The following is a 16,334-nucleotide window of genomic DNA, read 5'->3' as shown; positions in this document are numbered from 1 at the left end:
CTACCTGCATAAATCGAACGCTGCGAATGAGAGGCTGGCTGACGGACTTTTCAACGGACGTGTTGGTCCTTGGAGGAAAGCGTCAGGCCAATACTCTCTCATTCTAACAGCTTTGGCAACAATGCGGAAAAAGACACGGCTGGCTGCCGTGCCTCTTACCGTAATTCTTATTGTAATAGGAGAAATGCCATATGTTAAACCACATCACTGTTATGGGCCGTCTGACCCGTGACCCGGAACTGCGCCACACCCAGGCGAATGTCCCAGTGGCCAGCTTTTCCATCGCCTGCGACCGGGACTTCAAGGATAAGACCACCGGTGAGCGTGCCACCGACTTTATCGACATCGTGGCCTGGCGCTCCACCGGCGAGTTTGTGAGCAAGTATTTCACCAAGGGCCGTATGGCCGTGGTCTCCGGCCGCTTGCAGATGCGGGACTGGACGGACAAGGAGGGTAACAAACGCCGCTCCGCCGAGATTATCGCCGATAGTGTCTACTTTGGCGATTCCAAGACCAAAGAGGATCAGGAACCTCCGGCCAGCGCCGGCGGTCCTGTGGAAGCGGCCGGTGGAGACACCTTTGGCCTGCCGGGTGATTTCTCCCCGAATTTCGGAGAGCCCGCAGATGATGGCAGCTTGCCGTTCTGAACATCAGGCGGGAGGGGACACCCCTCCCGCTTCATAAAACCAAGGAGAGGATAAATTTATGACAGATCAAGAGAGACAGGCGTTGATCAGTAGTCTCTCCTTTGAGGGAGAGATTGATGATTGTGAAGGTGTGTTTATGTTCACAGTCAAAAAGGACTTTGATCTGGCCGCAGCATTTGAAGGAATCTATGACCCGGAACAAGACCCTCCGATTCAACGCATCGAACTTCCGTACCGTATCTGTGATCAGTTGGTGTGGTATACGTTGACACTGGTCTTTGATCGTCAGGATGGTATGTGGGATAATATGCGGCGGGTATTTCCGCTCAGTGATAGAGAACGGGATATTCTGAAGGACAAAATGGACGATTATTGCCTTCAAGAGAAAGGAATGTCACTCCTGGAGTACGGTATCCTTCATTGGGACGAGACGGATGGACCCAAACCGTCATTGCCTGAATTGACCGCTCGGACACGGTCGAAACAGCCGATACCTCAGCCCATCTCAAGCTTTGATCTTATGGAGATGTTCGCCACTCAGGTTGTCGAGCAAATGGTACAGGATATACAGAGCAAGGTCCCTCCGGAAAAATGGAGAAAAATCGCGGCGGAGGTGCGGTAGGCCGAAAGAAAAATTAGACATATCCGCGCCGGCCATAACAGTAATCGCTGGTGGAATATCGTTTGGCCCTGCCATCACGAATTTGCCACACCGGAGGTCGCCGCCGAGATTGATAGAGTCTAAAATGTCTTGAAGGTCAGGAGTATAACCTCTATCTGTACACATTTGTAAAAGACTGGAAGCCAGACTGAAAGGGGGCGGCGCAGTAATGTGCCGCTCCATCTATGAAATGATGGAGGAAACCATATGGAAAAATATTTTGCATATTTGGAGCAGTTGCGCCAATCTGGAGAAACCAATATGTTCGGCGCGATCCCCTATTTGCAGAGGGAATTTCCTGAACTGTATTTCGACAAGGACAGGGCCGCTCAGATTTTGCAGGCCTGGATGAGCAGCCATCGGAAGGATGGTGAGGACAAATGCTGAAGCCCTATCGCACCATTGACGCTGTACTGAACTCGCCCCTGGCGTCTATTACACCGCCCGCCGCACAGGATACTACCGACCGGGTACTGCGTTCCACCAAACTGGAAGACAGCATTTATGCCGACCTCCGGAATGACGACGGCAGCCTGCATCAGATCGAGCAGGACGCCGGAAAGAAGCTGGCTTCGTTCCCGGCCCTGGCCCGGGATGTGTTTCAGTCCTTCTACTCCCTGCTGCCCCGGCGGCATGGGGAGGAATCCCTGTCTGTGGAGGCCCGGAAATTCAACGCGCCGATCTTGGACCACATCGTCCAGAGTGAGGATTTCCCAACGCTGAAAAGCATCTGTGAGGGTCGGGAACTGCCCGCCTATGAAGCGGCATCGGAGTTTATTTCCCAAACCGCTGGAGAACTGGACGATCTTCTCTCTGACCTGGGCGGCGGCAAAAACGAGCTAAACACGCTGGAGAAGCTGGAAAAATCAGAAGAACAGGCACAGAAAGACCTGACCGATCTGCTGGAGCGGATACAGCGGTGTAAAGAGCATGACGCCCAGCTGGAGCAGTCCGTGGCGGATGCCGCCAATCGTTTGGACAGCAAGCGCCGTCAGGTGGAGGCCGTAGGTAAAATGATCGACACCAGCGCCGCCCAGCATAAAGAGGATATGACCGCCATCGTTTCCCAGGCGGTCAGCGCGGCGGCGGAGAAGGCGGAGGAGGTACAAAACATCATTGGAGCCTGGAGCGATGAACCTGGTAAGCTGGAAAAGAACGAGGTCAATACCGGCCTGCTTGACCTGGTGAGGTTTTGGGTGTATCATATGGTTGAGGTGAAGACAGTGCGAAAGATTATCAAGAACGCCATACAATGCAACCTGTGCGGGGATATTATTGAATCCACCGATAGACATGATTTTGTCAGTTGTAAATGTGGTTGTTGCAGTGTTGACGGTGGTTTGGACTACTTAAGGAGGGGATTTACCCATTCAAGGGATGATTTTACGGAATTATGTATTCTGGAAGACACTAAAGGCGAATTTTCTAAAGGTGCAGACCGTAAAAACCTGGCAGGCACGTTTTGAACGCAGTAAAATGAAACAGTGAGTTTGATAAAGCCGACTGCACTTCCTGAGTGCAGCCGGTTTTTATTTTGCTTAGGAAAACCTCTTTGTAATTGCCTTGAAATATTTTCCCTATTGTAAATTGTTTGCCAGCCATTCGCCTATGTAAACCTCGCCATTCCGGGCCATAGCCTCCTGTTCTGGGGACTTGCTGGCAGCCCCTGCGGGCAAGTCCTCATACTCCGGATTATTTTCCTCTAAAAAACCGTGGATGGAACCGTCATACTTTTTTATCTCGGTATTAACCCCCGCCCCCCCGCAAAGCGGTTTCGTACCCCAGAGACCCATCACTGATAGGGTCATTGTCAGCCAATACGAAAAGTGTTGCGGGCAGGTTGGCCTGCTGTTCCTGAGAAAGCGCATTGAAGCTGTCCAGCACTTCACCAATAAAAGAGTAGCACAGTACCTGGGCGGCAAGGTCTATACCCGCTCTCTCTAAAGTGTGAGCAGCCATTGCAGCGTGATAGCCTCCTGCGGAATAGCCCAACAACACCGCCTTGTTTGGGTCTATGCGGTATTCCTCTGCGTGTTCCAGAAAATATTTTACTGTGTCCACAACTTCCTGTGTGCCGTACTCAATGGCAATGTCGTCTACCGCCAGCTTATAATTGACGGTGACTATCACGGCACTCCAGTCCTGGGACAAGCGCAAGGATTGACTGTCCAAGGTATCGGCGTCTCCTGCGATAAAAGCCCCGCCGTGAAGATTAAATACTACCGGGAGGTTTTCTCCATCTTCCGGGAGGTAGATATTCACATCCACCGGATCAAGGCCCTGACGAGGAACGTAGAAATGCTCTCCCAGTAGTTCCTCATCGGACTTTACCATAGCGGCTTGATTAACGGCTCTGCCTTCTGCTCCTTTTCTTAACTGATGGACAAGGAATAGCAATACGCCGCCTATCAGAAGGATGATAATAAGCAAAATAATCCCAAAAATTTTCATCCATACCTTCCAGGACTTCTTTTCCCTTTTTGTTCTGCTCAAAGCAAAGCACCTACTTTTTCATCTTGACAATGCTCTTGAAACACCTTATGATCTTCTGCGGGACAAGTGTAGCATTTTAGGCTATCTTTTGCAATATGATTAACAAAAATGGGACAAACAGGGGTGATTTGTTGCATGGCTGTCTATGAAAATGCAACCCATGTGCGCACTCAGGTTACAGCGGCGCTTTTAAAGTTGATGGAAACAAGGCCGTATCAGGCAATCAGCATTTCTGATTTGGCCTCTGCCGCCCAGGTAAGCCGTTCCTCAGTCTATCGGAATTTTGCTGATAAGGATGATGTCCTGCGGCGATATCTAATGAAGCTGATGGAAGAATGGCAACAGGATTTTGATGCCACACCAGGGCAAGATTTTTCTGACAGTCTGCTCCGGTATTTTTATACGAACCGTAATTTCTATCTTTTGCTTTATCGCTCTGGCCTTTCCTGGATGCTCCATGAAAATATTAAAAACGCCTGTGGATTAAAAGCGGATATGCCACCCATTTTGGCCTATGGCACAGCATCTATCGCCGGGGCTTTGTTCGGCTGGGCAGATGAATGGATTTCAAGAGGGATGAATGAAACACCAGAGGAATTGAGAGAGCTTGCAAAAGAGTTCATTCAACCGAAAAAAACATAAAGATGAAATGAAACAAGCTTTTTATAGAACCTATATTGCTAGTTGAAAAAACCCCAACTATACAGCTCCTGTCCCGGATGATAAAATGTAGATGTATTTCAGGGCGGAGTAAGTTAGGGAGGAATGGAAAGCGGCCAGGGGCGTAGTGCGTCCCAACGCACCGGACTTCAATCGACCTTGAAATTGAATAAACGAACAAGAATGACTGTGTATTTGCCTTTTTGAGAGGCGGACACAGTCTTTTTTGTTCAAAAAACGAAAGGAGCAGCACATTATGAGTGAACCCAACAACGCATTCCCGTTTTCCGGAATGGAAGACAGCGAGGACCTGGACGTGGCCGCTATCTTTGGCGGTGGAGGCCCCGCCAGCGACATCAATCCCTTTGACGCCCTGGCTGCGCAGGCGGAGGAGCCTGCCGCTCCCCAGGAACAGTCCCAAGTGGAATCCCCCGCAGCTGCGGAGTCCCCGGCTGCGACCTCTGAGCCCGCTGCGGCCCCAGCCGTGACGCCAGAGCCGCCCGCATCCCCGACGCCCCAGCCCAAGCCGGAGGAACCGTCTGCCCCGCAGACCAAAACACAGAGTCCCACCGCTGAGCCTGTCAATCCCATTTCGGCGGCCATTGACAAGCAGGAAACTCAGGCGGCCCAGACGGCGGCCAAGTCCCTGTTTGAGAAGCCGCCCATCTTCTCCTATGGCAGCGCCAAGGATGAGATTACCGACAGCGCCATGACCTTTGAGGAGCTGCGCATCGCCAAGGCGGATGATTTTCCGGAGCTGGGCGAGGGCAAGCGGGTATCCTGGTCGGTAGAATACGGCAAGGTCACCAAAGCCATCACCGACCCCAAGGGTACCACAATCCAGTCCGTCAAGGAGGAGATTGAGCGGTCCAAGGCGTTTTTGGACGGGCTGAAGAAGTCCAAGGACAAGAGTCCCAACTGCCTGGTGAAGCCCCGGGTCACAGCCCAGAGCAAGGGCATCGCCAGCTACAAGGGCGTATTTACCTCCTTGGAGGAGGCCAAAGCGTCAGATAAGACCATCTGCCTGCTCCCCTCCGGGGATGGCAAGGTCTACGAACTGCGCAAGACCGAGCTGGGGAAGTTCATCGCCCCCAAAAACAATGTGGTGGACTTTCAGACGATCAGGGCCGGGTTTACCCCGGCCCTCCCGCTGATTCCCGCCTCCCTGTTGGGCCAGATCATCTCTTTCTTTCGCTGCTACATGAGAGGGCTGGAGGAATTTGAGACATTGGCCCACATTCTCTGGGACAAGGAACAGGAGCAGTTTGTGGTCCATGTTCCGCCCCAGGAGGCCTCCAAGGCTCATATCAGCGCCGACCTGAGTCGGGACGAGTTTCCGGAGGAGCGGTATCTCCACTACATGGACATCCACAGCCATAACAGCATGGCAGCGAAATTTTCTCCCGTGGACGACCGGGATGAGAAAGCAACCCGGCTCTATACTGTGGTAGGCCGTCTGGATCAGTTCCTCCCGGAAATCACGGTGCGCATGTCCTGCGGCGGCACTTACTGCGAGCTGGACCCCGCCCTGGTCTTCGAGAGCTTGGGGGAGACGTTCCCCCGAGAGTGGCGTGATAATGTCAAAATTGGAGAGACACAGTTTAGGAAGGAAGCCAAAATCCGACTGCGGGAAGTCCTGGAGTCGGAGAAGTTTTGGGGAGAACGTCCATCCCCGCTCAGGGAGACGATGTGGCCTTTGTGTTCCAGCGGCCCAGGGACGCCGCTCAGGCCTGTAAGCACTTTGAGGGGACGCTAACTCTGGAGATGGAGGAGCAGAGCCGCGGCAAGGACCACTGGCTCCAACTCACCATATCCTGCGGCCCTCGGTGTGCTCAGGTCATGGCCTTTTTGCCGGAGGATTACCCCTCTGCGCCAAAGGTCGAGGCCAAGCATACCTACACGGTCAACGCCGCCCGGCTGTTGGAGCGGGTGGAGCATGTCAAATACACGTTGAGGAAACCATACGCCAACGAGGAAGCTCAGCGTACTCATGTGCAATTCAGCGGCAACAAGATTTTTGCCCTGGACGGCAACCGGCTGGCCTGGGATGTGGACGACGATTTGATCGTCCGCCAACCCTTTATGGTACTGCCCGAGGCACTGGGATATCTGAAATTTTTCGGTAACCAAGAGATCACAGCTATCATGGGTGAAAATTATCTCCAGTTGACCGGTGGGGCGATGGCGATTCAGACCCGGATTGAGGGCCCGTTTGTATTCAACGTGGACGGCGCTGTCCCCAAGAAGTTTTCGGAGGAGTTCTACGTCTGTCCGAAGGACTTCCTGGGCGAGCTGGACTATCTGAAGAAGCTGCTCCACAGCACCGATAAGGCCCATATCTTTTTTTCCAGCGGCAGGCTGTCTCTGGCGGCGGCCAGTGGAAACTACAGCACCCAGGTACAGATTGATGGAGAGAATACCATTGGCTTCGGCTTTGAGCTGGGCTACATGGTTGACGCCCTCCGGCAGTTCCGTGGAGAGTCCCAGGTAAAGATGAAGGTCATCAGCCCTGTGGCCCCTATTGTGCTGGAGGCGGAGGGGCGTGGCGACTTCGCCATGGTGCTGCCCGTCCGGATGAAGGAGGCTGTGGCAGCGTGAATGGAGGCCGGTATGGAATTTAAGGATGTCGCCGGCGTCTGCCCCGTCTGCGGCGGTCCCCTGATCTATGGGGAGAACGCTTCCGCTGACAGCGGCGGCCATACCGGCTGGACCTGCCAGGACTGCGGCGCGACAGGGAAAGAGGTTTACCGGGAAGTGTTCGACAGCCATCAGGATGTGCGGCTGGGCGATGGACGGCCAGTGCCGCCGAAGGAACTGTAATAGGAGTGGATCAAGATGAAAACTATCTACATCCCCAAGGGGGAGACTGTGAGCTATGAGGCGCTGGAGACCGAGCGTCTGGTGGTCAAGGGCTGCCTGAAGGTGGCCTACGGCACCAAGGCCAGGACCATCAGCGGCAGCGGCGTGATCATCGCCGGGACTGTGTCCGCCGACGACATCCGGGTGGACGACCTGGAGGCCGCCAGCGTGACCTGTCAGCGCCTGATCGCCAAGCGGGTGCAGACCCCGGAGCTGTTCGCCTTTGAGAGCGCGGCGGTGTCCTGTTTCCTGTCCTCCGCCTATGTGGCGGCTGGGAAGCTGACCGTGGCCCTCAGCGAGATCGACGAAGTGCAGGCCGATGAGGTCATCCATCTGAAGCCCAGAAAGCGGAGCCTGTTCCATCTGCTGCTGGCGTCGGCCCTGCGGTCCTTCTGGACATCCCTGATCACCCGCCCCCAGAAAGCGGAGGTCATGGATGCGGACTTCGAGCCTGTCAAGGAACAGAAGGACAATGAGTCCGCCGATGAGGAGCTGAACCGTTTCATCGGTATGTTCAAGTTAGCCAGAGAGAGCAGCTACACACTGAAAATCATTCCCGGCACTCCGGAGGAAAATGCCCCCGTTTTCAATCCGGAGAAGGGGAAAATCTTCAGACCGGCGGCGTAACTGCCGCTGAGAAATATGGAGAGCAAAGGAGTTTTGTGCCCTTGCTCTCTCAATTTTTAGAAGGAGGGTATCAAAATGTCGGTACAATCTAATGAGTTCCGCACGCTCCGAAAGGAGGGGAACGCCCATGAGCGGGCAGCCTGAGCGGTGCTACGCCATAGAGCAGTTGAAAACGCTGCAAGGCTCCATCGCTGATCTGACACAGAGCATGGTGATCCAGCGGGCCAGGGTGGAAAAGTACAAGGATACCGACCTGACCGCTGCCCGGGACACCTTTTCCCAGCTGCAAGTCATCCGGCGGAATTTGGCTCAGGCCATTGGCGACGCCCGGCTCCTGCTGATGGAGGCGGAGGAATACCAGACCGCCAAGACGGCGGCCATGCTCCAGGCGGGATTGCTGAGCTTCGACCTGATGAGCAACGTCTACCGCCCTGTCTACGATGCCATCCAAAACTTCATCAAGGAGTTTCCCGTGGACGGCACTACCAACGCGGCGGTGATCGGCCGGCTGATGAACAACGTCAAGCTGGGCTACTACCCCACCGACCCGGACAACATCTCCCTCATTTTGCGGGGGATTCAATTCCCGGAGGGCGTGACCACCAACCTGTTCGACCCCTGCTGCGGCTGCGGGAAGGCCCTGCAACAGTTCCAAATCGGAGCCCAGCGAAGCGGGTCCGATTTGGCGAGGCGGAGCGGCGGAATGAGCGAGTTTTCGGCGTCAGCCGGAAGCGAGGGATATGGAGCACGCGACGACGATTGCTACGCCTACGGGGTGGAGCTGGATGAAAGCCGGGCGGAGGAGGCCCAGACCCGCCTGCATCGGGTGGGCTTTGGCAGCTTCTTCTACAGCCAGGTCAGCCATGAGACGTTTCATCTGCTGTTCCTCAATCCGCCCTATCTGTCTGTCCTCAACGAGAGTGGCAACAGGTCGAGACATGAGAAGCGGTTTCTGATTGAAAGTCTCTGCCACCTGATGTATGGCGGCCTGCTGGTCTACGTCATTCCTTACTACCGCCTGACCCCGGATATCTGCCGGGTGTTGGTGGACAACTTTGAGGGACTGACTGTTTGGCGGTTTACGGACAGCGAGTTTAAGAAGTTCAAGCAGATCGCCGTTCTGGGCCTGCGCAAGCGCCGTTCGGAGATGCCGGAGGATACCCTGTGGCTGGAACGGTATACTGTCAATCCCGCCGCCATACCCAGCCTGACGGAGATTCCAGAGAATCAGTATCCGCTCCCGGCCCAGCCGCTGGAGGTAAAAACCTTTAAGGGTGAAAATGTCAATGAGAAGGAGCTGGAGCAGCAGCTTCGGCGGTGTGACAGCTTCGCCCAGCTCATGGCCCGCAGTGAATTGGACAAGGGTGTGAAGCGTCCGCTTCTGCCTCTATCCATCAGCCAGATTGGGCTGATCGGCGGCTCTGGGATGATAAACGGGCTCATCCAGTGTGATGCCCCTCACATCATCAAGGGCCGGATCATCAAGGTGACCCGGACGGAGAGCGAGGACCGGTACGCTGCGAACGGAAAGCATATCGGCTCCGAGATCCATGAGACCATCTCCAACAAAATGATTTTCAACGTCCTGACCCCATAGGGATTTCAGGCGCTGACCTGAAGGAGGCACAACATGAAATTTCCAACGATTTCCGTCCCCTTTGATTTGGGACGGACAGTAGCGACGCCTCATGTGCTGGAAATTGTCCCGAAGGCAGAAATATTGGCCGCTCTCCAGCGGCACCAGAACTGTGACTGGGGCGATGTGGGCCCGCAGGACAAATGGTCCAACGACAGAGCGGTTAAGAGCGAGGAACGTTTGCACTCCGTCTACCACAGCAAGGACGGTGTCAAGTTTTGGATCATCACCGAATGGGATCGGTCGGCCACGACTGTTTTACTCCCAGAGGACTATTGAAGGAGTGTGCCTATGAAATTCAACTATCTGGCGGTCATTGTGCCGAGAAAATGGCTGCCCAAAAACACAGAGCAGGCCCGCGCACAGGCATGGGCCGCAGTTACACAGCTGTTGCTCCCTGATCTGGGTAGGTTTTATTCCCGCTTTTATCCCTCCAACCAGCCCTGGGGCCAGGATGTTTCGGCCCCTTACAGCGTCGTGCTGGGGCGGGAGGACCCGGTAGCCTTCCTCAATGTGCTCTACCAGGCGAAGCAAAGACGGGACGATGCTGTTGCGTTTCATTCAGCCGGTATGCTGAGCAATATCAATTTTGACCAAACAGAACGGATTCGGGATATCCTGGTCTGCCATGTTACGGCGGATGGAAGCAATAAAGCGCTGGAGGCCCACTCCGCCTGGCACTTGGCTATGATGGGTGGGGTGTTCATGCCGGACTGCGGACTGTACTACCTGGAGCAGAAGTGTTCCGTACTTAACCCAGAACTGGAGAAAGCGGTAGCCGTTCACCCGCAGGACTATGCCTTGTGCACAGTTACACTGGAGATGGAGACAACGGCATGAAACTGGATTTGAAGCTGCTCTCTATGCGGTTTTCTCAGGCGAAGGACGAGCCGCCGGTTCCTACCGATGGTGTCAACCCCTATCTGCTGGAGAAGATTCTCCTGCCCTGTATGAACGGCGCCGTCATTTATCTGGGGGATATTGACTACACCGCCTTTGACGCGGAAGACATTGAAGCCCTGGCGGAATATCACGATGCCTTGGGCCGAGCTGAATACAAGCTGAAACAGCTTGTGGAAACGGTGGACAACCTTCCGCCGGAAGCCGGTAAAGCCCGAATGTTTTGCTGAGGTGACCTTATGGAAGAATTAAATTATTCCTTTTTTTCGTTACTGCATACCGCAAAAGTAATGTTTGACAGCGGTTTATCGGAAACTGACAAAGAAAACCTTGGTATATGGGAACTGGACGCTGATAATTCCTATGCGGTTGCCATGGATGCCGCTGGATGGATATTCCGGGATACGGATATCTACTTTAACGAGAAGCACGAGATGGACACATGGCTGTTTGGTGACCCGATGATTGACACATTCTGTCAGCTGTGTCAGAAATACGAGCAGCGTAAAGGGAGCAGCGAAGAAGAAAATCCGTACCGAGACAAAATGGAAGGGTGTATTCGGGAAAACTTTAGATTTAGCAGCTACAACTACGGCTATGACTGGCGGCAGTCGCTTTCCAAGCGCGGCCGAAAGTGTGTGGTGCTGTTTACAGACTGTGAATTTTACAGCCATGACGAGCTCCCGAAAGCGCTTCTGGATATCCGAAGTCTCTTTTTGACCCTTAATCAAAGGATGGAGGCGGAGCTGGCGGAGGAAACCAGGATCATCCCGCTGTCCACAGTGACGGCGGCGCAGCGGAAGGAGGCGGCGTAATGCCGAAAGATTACGACATGATTATCCGCATCAACAGTGAGCGGGCAGAGATTGAGGCAGAGCGGCACAGCAAAAAGGGCGTGATCACCCGGAAAAATATTTCCCCAGAATCACTATCCAACTGTATCCTGACCAGCCGCGTGGATGATGAGAGTCACCCTACCGGTCTGCTGCCCGAAGGCTGTATCGCTGTGGTGATGGAGAAAAAATATGTCTACTATTACATCCGATACCCGGAGCTCCACGCTGATTTCTCCTACTATGAAACGGAGTATCCAGGCTTTCCCATTCCCCGGCTGGTGTTCTGCTTCAAATATATGCCCAACGAAAAGAAAGTGGCGGAGGTCAGCCTATGCGTGGTCAAGGATGAGCGGCTGACGCCGGATACCCCCACCTACCGGTATCCATTTTCCAACGTACATGGCAATTTGAAAGTCTGTCTGGGGAACAACGCCCTGCCGGTCTACAAGGACCCAGCCCGGCTCCACACCCTGGCGGCGTACATCCTGAGAATGCCCAACAATAATGACCTCTTCTCCGAGCAGAACAACCGGCTCCATGCCGGGTTCCGTGATCTGTTGGAACAGATGAAACACAAGACGCCCTCCCACTATTACACCGATGTTCTGGTGGAGGACGGGAAAACACTGAAAGATTTTTTGTCGAGGAGGTAATCTTATGGAACAGAAGGACACGAGAACGATCCAGGCGGAGCTGGCCCGTCCCTTTGCTCCGGAGGATCTGGAGTGGCGGCTGCAAAAAGCCATTGAGAGCAAGCTCCGGGGAATCGCCGTCCCCTATGTAACCAACCGGGCGATTCAAACCCGGCTGGACGATGTGGTGGGTCCGGACGGCTGGTACAACGAGTACAAGCCCTGGCACCGTTCCGGACAGAAGGAGGCCCAGATCTGCGGTATTTCCATCTACTTTCCGGAGAAAGGCTTCATTACCAAGTGGGACGGCGCTGAGGACTCGGACATTGAGCCGGTCAAGGGCGGCCTGTCCGACAGCATGAAGCGGGCCGCAGTCCAGTGGGGAATTGGAGGCCGGGTACTCTACGGCATGGGTGTCGTCTGGGTGAATATTGAGAAGCAGGGCAGGAGCTGGGTCATTCCCAAGGACCAGCGGGCTATCCTGGACAAGGCATACACGGACACCTTGAACAGACTGAAGCTGACGCCGACTCCCGCCAGTGGGGTGCAGTCTACTTTGACTCCCAAGCAAGCCAAGGATGCTCCCGCCCCCAATCCGCAGCCGGCCCCCGCTCCGGTCCAGCCAATGCCCAAGCCCCAACCGGAGCCGGACAACAAAACCGGAACCTATACCGTCATCGTGACCCGTCCCCAGAAATTTGCCAACGGGATTCACACCACTGTAATGCTGCGGGGTTGGGATCAAAAGCAAATCGCCACGGTCGCCATGGGTGAGCGCCCAGAGCTGGTCAATGGTGTTCAGCTGACCGGCGTGAAGCTGGAGCTTCAGAAGCAGGACACCGTGGTATTTTACATTTTGCGGGACTACCGGATTGTGATGCCCCAGGATCAGGCGGCGTAATAGGAGGACGCGATGAAAAAGATTGAACGGTTTCAGATCACCGGCATGACCATCGAGGGCTTCAAGTCCTACCGGGAGACCACCGATCTGGTCTTCGGCAATCCCACCACCATCACCGGCGGCAACGGGAAAGGTAAAACCAGTATCGCCGACGCCATCGCCTTTGCCATCACCGGCCAGCCCTTTTTCGGGGAGCGGGGCATCGACAAGCTGCACAATGAGTTTCGGCCCGATGTGTTCATCTCCCTGCGCTTCGTGGATGAGACGGGTGCGCCCCATGAGCTGACCCGAACCCGGCACAAAAACCGTATGTCCATCCACTATGACGGCTATGAAATTCGCCAGCTTGATCTGACGGACATGTTTGGGGAACGGGATGTGTTCCTGTCCATCTTCAATCCCCTCTACTTCATTGAGGAACTGGGGGATGACGGCAAAAACCTGTTGGAGATGTACCTGCCCATGATCTCCCATGAGTCGGTAATGGACAGGCTTTCCGAGGCCACCCGGACCGCCCTGGAGGGGGTAAACATTCTCTCTCCCGACGCCTTTCTGAAAAGCAAGCGCGCGGAGATTCGGGAGTTAGAGGAGCACCTGATCTATCTCCAGGGGCAGAAGGATCAGGCCGGTACCCAGGCCGAGGCTCAGAAACAGGCCGTCACCGCTCTGGCGGAGCGCCATAGCCTGCTGGACAGTGAGCTGAACGCCTTGGAAAACAAGCGTTTTTCAGGTTTGGATCGCGCTCAGATGGAGGCCCGGCTGGTGGAATTGAGCGCCTGCTATGAGGAAGCGGCCCGGAGTTCTGGCAGTACAGCGAAGATCGACGCACAGATTCTGGCCTTGCAGCAGAAGCTGGCCCAGCGCCGGGCGGAGCAGTATCAGTCCCAGTACACCCAGGCCATCGTGGATACCAGCGCCCAGGTGACGGAGCTGGGGAATCGGTATCGCCGGGAGGCTCAAATTATGAAAGCCTTTACCCCTGGCGTAGCCTGTCCTACCTGCCGCCGGCCGGTGACGGAACAGAACTTATCAGAGGTACAGGGGGCGCTCCAAAAGGTCATTGACGCCATTGTGGCGGATGGACGGGAGCAGCAGTCCCAGCTTAAACAGCTTCGGGAGCTGGATACCAAGGCCCAAGTGGTCTTTGACCAATTCCAGTCGGACGACATCATTAAAATGCAGGATGAGATTGAGACGCTCACCCAGCAGAGAAACAAGCTGACGGAGGACAGACAGACGGACGGCCTGCGGGGAGAGATCCAGCGGCTGTCCGCCAGCCTGGAGTACGGCAATCTGTCTCAGCAGGAATACGACCGCCTCCTCGCCTGCCGTGAGGAGACCCGCCAGTGTGCCGCGGAGCTGAACGCGGCCAAACGTGCATCCGAACAGGAGCAGCCTGACCTTGACGGCCAGGTTGCCCAGGACAAGCAGGAAATCAAGGAGCTGAAGGCCCTGATCTCCGCGGTGTGGGCTTGTTCTCGACTCCCGGACGCTTCGGCGGCGGGAGGTCGAGGCAAGCTGCCCCTTCTGCGGCGACCACGGCAAGGGAAAATACCATCTGAGCCTGAATACCGCCACCAATCAATTTCGCTGCAACCTCTGCGGCGCTCACGGCAACAGCGTCACGCTGTTCGCTCGGCTGAACGGGGTGAGCAACAAACAGGCCTATCAGGAGTTGACGAAGGGGACCAATGTGTATCCTCTTCCCAAACAGCCAACTCCTCAAAACACAGAAACAGAGCGGTAGCCCGTTTCCCTGGAGGAACGGCACGCCACCTATTCCGCTATGCTGGCGCATTTGACCCTTTTGGACAAGCACCATGAAAACCTGCTAGAGCGGGGCCTTTCTGAGGAACGGATTGTCCGCAACCAGTACCGCAGTATGCCGGAGTCGGAACAGGGCCGGCGGCTTCTCGCCTCCCTACTCCGCTCCTGCGGACATGAGCTGCTGGGCGTCCCCGGCTTCCGTACCTACTACGGCGACTGGACTCTGGCCGGTCCCAATGGCCTGATGATTCCCGTCCGGAATAAGGAGGGGCTGATTCAGGGGCTGAAAATTCGTCTGGATGATGCTGATGATCCAGGCCGCAAGTACCGCTGGCTGTCCAGCCGGGACATGACCAACGGCACCCGGAGTTATTCCTGGGCCCATGTCACTGGCGATATCACAAGCAAACGGGCCTATTTGACGGAGGGCCCATTGAAGGGGGATGTGGCCAGCTTTCTGGCTCACGACGCCCTATTTGTGTGCGTCGGCGGCGTCAATTCGCTGAACGGCCTGACTGATACCCTTCTTGACCTGGGTGTCACCGAAGTCGTAGAGGCGATGGATATGGACCAGAACACCAAGCCGGAGGCCCGGAAAGCCATCCTCGCCATGCGGAAGGAAGTACAGGCAGTCAAGCGGTGGAAGTACACAAAATACACATGGGACTCGGCCTACAAGGGGGTGGACGACTACCTCCTCAGCCGGGTGTCCGCAATGTAACGAAAGGAAAGATTATGGACAACGTATTTGATATGAATGGTTTTGTTGGTACATCTCAGGGCGACAAGGAGCATATGCTGGGCAAATTCCTCTATTTCTCCCTGAGCAACCTCCTGGTGGAGAAGGAAGCCCTGTCCCAGCCCTGCGAGGAGATGGATATTCCCTACACTGGCGGCAAGCGGCTGTCCGTCTCGGACGCCTTCCGCTCCGCTACCGGAGATATCCGGGAGCGCTATCCCGTCACGACTGGCGGCGAGACCCACATCTACCTGGCCTACTGCCGGGACAACAAGCACACGGCGGATATTCTCTCCCGGGAGCTGGTAAAGGAGACACTGAATCAGAAAACAAACCAATATGAGAAGCTGGCCAACATCAGCTTTGACAAGCGGGATCATGTATTCCGCTGCGACAACCTGATGATGGACGACGTGGTAGATGTACGGGGCTGCTGCCGCCAGGCGGAAGAGCTGTTTGAACTCTACCAGCGGTGTGCCAATCGCAAGCAGATCGAGACCATCTGTACCAATTTCCTGCGAAGTCTGGATGCCACCAAGCTGAGCATCGCGGGGCACATGTACTTTGTCCCCCGGACATATATGGATAAAGTGGACATTTTCGAGGACTTCATCACTCTGCTGGGTAACCTCAATCGCAACAACACCCCGCTGATGGTGAACAGCTTCTACATCATAGACGATGAGAAGCAGCGAGGCAAAATGACCGAGGAGTTCTATGCGGCGGTGAAAAAGGAGATCGCTACTTATCAGGAGCGGTGCGATTACCTGATCCAGTCCGGGAGCCAGAGCCCGGCGGTCATGGACCGCTGGGTGCTGAAAGTCAAGGGCCTGGAGGAGAAAAAGAAGCACTATGAGCAGGTCCTTCAGCGGGAGCTGGATGGGCTGGACGATGAGTTCAACACGCTCAAATTCCTGGCTCAGGAACTCCAGGTGAGGGCGAATAGTATCCGATTTCAAAAGGCGGCATAATAATA

General features: G+C 55.1%; 20 protein-coding genes. 19 read left to right on the top strand and 1 reads right to left on the bottom strand.

What is annotated here, in order from left to right; all coding sequences use genetic code 11:
- Positions 1-191: 191 nt before the first annotated feature.
- From D1646_RS17485 to D1646_RS24035, 4 genes are all read left to right on the top strand, one after another.
- Positions 192-647: a single-stranded DNA-binding protein gene (locus D1646_RS17485; protein WP_160637696.1), complete on the top strand. Its 456-nt coding sequence runs from the start codon at positions 192-194 to the stop codon at positions 645-647.
- A 58-nt stretch (positions 648-705) separates the two neighbouring features.
- Entirely contained in the window at positions 706-1,269 is a 564-nt protein-coding gene (locus D1646_RS17480) for a hypothetical protein (protein WP_160637695.1), read from the top strand.
- Between the two features lie 246 nt (positions 1,270-1,515).
- A complete protein-coding gene (locus D1646_RS17475; protein ID WP_160637694.1) occupies positions 1,516-1,695 on the top strand; it encodes a hypothetical protein in 180 nt (59 codons plus the stop codon).
- The gene (locus D1646_RS24035; protein WP_347565247.1) at positions 1,689-2,774 is read left to right on the top strand and encodes a hypothetical protein; all 1,086 of its coding nucleotides are present in this window, start codon (positions 1,689-1,691) and stop codon (positions 2,772-2,774) included. The genes D1646_RS17475 and D1646_RS24035 overlap by 7 nt, the downstream gene beginning before the upstream one ends.
- A gap of 280 nt (positions 2,775-3,054) precedes the next feature.
- Here D1646_RS24035 and D1646_RS17465 read toward each other — a convergent pair whose 3' ends face one another.
- The gene (locus D1646_RS17465) at positions 3,055-3,801 is read right to left on the bottom strand and encodes an alpha/beta hydrolase (RefSeq protein ID WP_160637693.1); all 747 of its coding nucleotides are present in this window, start codon (positions 3,799-3,801) and stop codon (positions 3,055-3,057) included.
- A gap of 135 nt (positions 3,802-3,936) precedes the next feature.
- Between D1646_RS17465 and D1646_RS17460 the strand changes: the two genes are divergently transcribed.
- The 15 genes from D1646_RS17460 to D1646_RS17395 all read left to right on the top strand — a co-directional run bounded on the left by D1646_RS17460 (position 3,937) and on the right by D1646_RS17395 (position 16,329).
- Positions 3,937-4,443 (top strand): TetR/AcrR family transcriptional regulator, encoded by a 507-nt coding sequence (locus tag D1646_RS17460; protein WP_160637692.1) that lies wholly within the window; start codon positions 3,937-3,939, stop codon positions 4,441-4,443.
- Between the two features lie 274 nt (positions 4,444-4,717).
- The gene (locus D1646_RS17455; protein WP_160637691.1) at positions 4,718-6,217 is read left to right on the top strand and encodes a hypothetical protein; all 1,500 of its coding nucleotides are present in this window, start codon (positions 4,718-4,720) and stop codon (positions 6,215-6,217) included.
- Positions 6,151-7,059: a hypothetical protein gene (locus tag D1646_RS17450; RefSeq protein WP_160637690.1), complete on the top strand. Its 909-nt coding sequence runs from the start codon at positions 6,151-6,153 to the stop codon at positions 7,057-7,059. Before D1646_RS17455 ends, D1646_RS17450 begins: the two co-directional genes overlap by 67 nt.
- Before the next feature lie 12 nt (positions 7,060-7,071).
- Positions 7,072-7,281 (top strand): hypothetical protein, encoded by a 210-nt coding sequence (locus tag D1646_RS17445; protein ID WP_160637689.1) that lies wholly within the window; start codon positions 7,072-7,074, stop codon positions 7,279-7,281.
- 15 nt (positions 7,282-7,296) lie between these two features.
- Positions 7,297-7,947, top strand: coding sequence for a hypothetical protein (locus D1646_RS17440; RefSeq protein ID WP_160637688.1), 651 nt, complete (start codon positions 7,297-7,299; stop codon positions 7,945-7,947).
- Between the two features lie 127 nt (positions 7,948-8,074).
- Positions 8,075-9,544 carry a DUF6094 domain-containing protein gene (locus tag D1646_RS17435; RefSeq protein WP_243154231.1) on the top strand — a complete coding sequence of 490 codons (1,470 nt, stop codon included), beginning with the start codon at positions 8,075-8,077 and terminating at the stop codon, positions 9,542-9,544.
- A 33-nt stretch (positions 9,545-9,577) separates the two neighbouring features.
- Positions 9,578-9,862 carry a hypothetical protein gene (locus D1646_RS17430; protein WP_160637686.1) on the top strand — a complete coding sequence of 95 codons (285 nt, stop codon included), beginning with the start codon at positions 9,578-9,580 and terminating at the stop codon, positions 9,860-9,862.
- 12 nt (positions 9,863-9,874) lie between these two features.
- Positions 9,875-10,423: a hypothetical protein gene (locus D1646_RS17425; protein WP_160637685.1), complete on the top strand. Its 549-nt coding sequence runs from the start codon at positions 9,875-9,877 to the stop codon at positions 10,421-10,423.
- Positions 10,420-10,713, top strand: a complete 294-nt coding sequence (locus tag D1646_RS17420) for a hypothetical protein (protein WP_160637684.1) — start codon at positions 10,420-10,422, stop codon at positions 10,711-10,713. Before D1646_RS17425 ends, D1646_RS17420 begins: the two co-directional genes overlap by 4 nt.
- Positions 10,714-10,857: 144 nt before the next feature.
- Complete coding sequence (locus D1646_RS17415; RefSeq protein ID WP_160637683.1) at positions 10,858-11,298, top strand: hypothetical protein; 441 nt, start codon at positions 10,858-10,860, stop codon at positions 11,296-11,298.
- On the top strand, positions 11,298-11,972 hold the full coding sequence (locus D1646_RS17410) for a hypothetical protein (RefSeq protein ID WP_160637682.1): 675 nt from the start codon (positions 11,298-11,300) through the stop codon (positions 11,970-11,972). The genes D1646_RS17415 and D1646_RS17410 overlap by 1 nt, the downstream gene beginning before the upstream one ends.
- A 4-nt stretch (positions 11,973-11,976) precedes the next feature.
- Positions 11,977-12,852, top strand: coding sequence for a Rad52/Rad22 family DNA repair protein (locus D1646_RS17405; RefSeq protein ID WP_160637681.1), 876 nt, complete (start codon positions 11,977-11,979; stop codon positions 12,850-12,852).
- Positions 12,853-14,410: 1,558 nt separating this feature from the next.
- Positions 14,411-14,599, top strand: coding sequence for a hypothetical protein (locus D1646_RS23430; RefSeq protein ID WP_243154232.1), 189 nt, complete (start codon positions 14,411-14,413; stop codon positions 14,597-14,599).
- A 60-nt stretch (positions 14,600-14,659) separates the two neighbouring features.
- Complete coding sequence (locus tag D1646_RS17400; protein ID WP_243154230.1) at positions 14,660-15,340, top strand: toprim domain-containing protein; 681 nt, start codon at positions 14,660-14,662, stop codon at positions 15,338-15,340.
- A gap of 14 nt (positions 15,341-15,354) precedes the next feature.
- Positions 15,355-16,329 carry a DUF6744 family protein gene (locus D1646_RS17395; RefSeq protein WP_160637680.1) on the top strand — a complete coding sequence of 325 codons (975 nt, stop codon included), beginning with the start codon at positions 15,355-15,357 and terminating at the stop codon, positions 16,327-16,329.
- Positions 16,330-16,334: the final 5 nt, after the last annotated feature.

Origin of the sequence: Pseudoflavonifractor sp. 60, assembly GCF_009911645.1 — a bacterium.
Lineage (GTDB): Bacteria > Bacillota > Clostridia > Oscillospirales > Oscillospiraceae > Lawsonibacter.
Note: the sequence above shows the minus strand (reverse complement) of the source record. Positions and strands in the feature narration are given on the sequence as shown.